This window comes from Alteromonas sp. G4i13, assembly GCF_054960505.1.
Genome location: NZ_JBHNYX010000140.1, coordinates 1 through 292, shown reverse-complemented (window position 1 = coordinate 292; position 292 = coordinate 1). Strand labels below are relative to the sequence as shown.

Genomic DNA, 292 nt, shown 5'->3' with positions numbered 1-292 from the left:
CTATGTCTGCATTATTGATAATGAAAATAATATTCTCGTACACGAAAAAATTGATGATTCACCTGACAAACTGTTAGCGCTTTTAAAACCCTATCTGGGCAATATTGTTGTTGGTGTTGAATGCATGCACTGCTGGTATTGGGTGTCTGATTTTTGTGAAGAGCACAATATTGACTTTATTCTTGGCCATGCGCTTTACATGAAAGCCATTCATGCTGGTAAAACCAAAAATGATAAGATTGATGCACTTAAGATTGCCAAGCTCATGCGGGGAGGGAACTTCCCACTCGCG

Annotated in this window: 1 protein-coding gene; it reads left to right on the top strand. The window is 39.4% G+C overall.

The window, feature by feature from the left end; all coding sequences use genetic code 11:
* The coding region (locus ACFI6J_RS21660; RefSeq protein WP_462586415.1) for an IS110 family transposase at positions 1-292 on the top strand (292 nt) is incomplete at both ends.